This is a genomic window from Streptomyces sp. NRRL S-495, assembly GCF_000966955.1.
Taxonomy (GTDB): domain Bacteria; phylum Actinomycetota; class Actinomycetes; order Streptomycetales; family Streptomycetaceae; genus Kitasatospora; species Kitasatospora purpeofusca.
Window position 1 is genome coordinate 1 of record NZ_JZWY01000972.1, and the last position, 911, is coordinate 911.

The 911-nt window shown below is 78.4% G+C and carries 2 protein-coding genes; both read left to right on the forward strand.

Annotated features, from left to right (window positions below; translation table 11 throughout):
• Positions 1-673, forward strand: a 673-nt coding sequence (eccD, locus tag VR45_RS37355; RefSeq protein ID WP_045944391.1) for a type VII secretion integral membrane protein EccD, incomplete at its 5' end; no start/stop codon positions are given.
• Between the two features lie 80 nt (positions 674-753).
• Positions 754-911, forward strand: a 158-nt coding sequence (locus VR45_RS46380) for a type VII secretion protein EccB (RefSeq protein ID WP_199926081.1), incomplete at its 3' end; no start/stop codon positions are given.

Genomic DNA, 911 nt, shown 5'->3' on the forward strand with positions numbered 1-911 from the left:
GGCCACGCTCGTGCTCGCCGCCGGGGCGCTCGCCGCCTCCGGCGCGCCCACCACCCACATCGCCTCGGCGCTCGCCGCCGTCGCGGTGCTGTTCGGCGCGTTCGTCCCCGGTCTGGCGTTCAAGCTGGGCGGGCTGCGACTGCCCGCGCTGCCCCGCAACGCCGACGAACTCCAGGAGGAGATCGAGCCGTTCCCGGCCGAGGACGTGCTCGCCCGCAGCCTCGTCGCGGACAGCTACCTGGCCGGGTTCTTCATCGCGGTCGGCACCGTGTGCGCGGCCACGGTCTCGGTGCTGGCGCTGGCCCGGGACGGCGGCTGGGGCCCGACGGCGATGGCGGCCGACCTGGCGGTGCTGCTCCTGCTGCACGCCCGCGACATCGGCGGGCTGCGCCAGCGGCTCGCCCTGCTGCTGCCGGGCGCGCTGGGCCTCGGCCTGCTGGCCGCCCGCACGGGCTGGGACGCGGCGCCGGGCGCGCGGCTGGTCGTGTTCGTGGTGCTGCTGCTCGCCGCGACCGGCCTCTGCGCGACGGCGTGGACGGTGCCGGGCCGCCGGCTGCTGCCCTACTGGGGCCGGGCCGGGGACCTGCTGCACTCGCTCGCGGCGCTCGCGCTGCTGCCGCTCGCGCTCCAGGTGTTCGGCTTCTACGGGGCGATGCGCGGCCTGGCGGGCTGAGCCGGCCGCCGTACCCGCCCGCCCCACCCGACGCCCGCGGGCGACACCCGCCCGCACCCCGCACCGAGGAGGACCACCGCATGCAGTCCCGACGGGACCAGGTGCAGGCCCACCTGTTCGTGATGAGCCGGGTCGCCGCCGGCGTCCTGCGCGCCGAGCCGGACGCCCCCGACACCCCCGTGGGCCGGACCAACCGGGGCGCCGCGATCGGGCTGGCCGTCGCGCTGCTGAGCGGTGC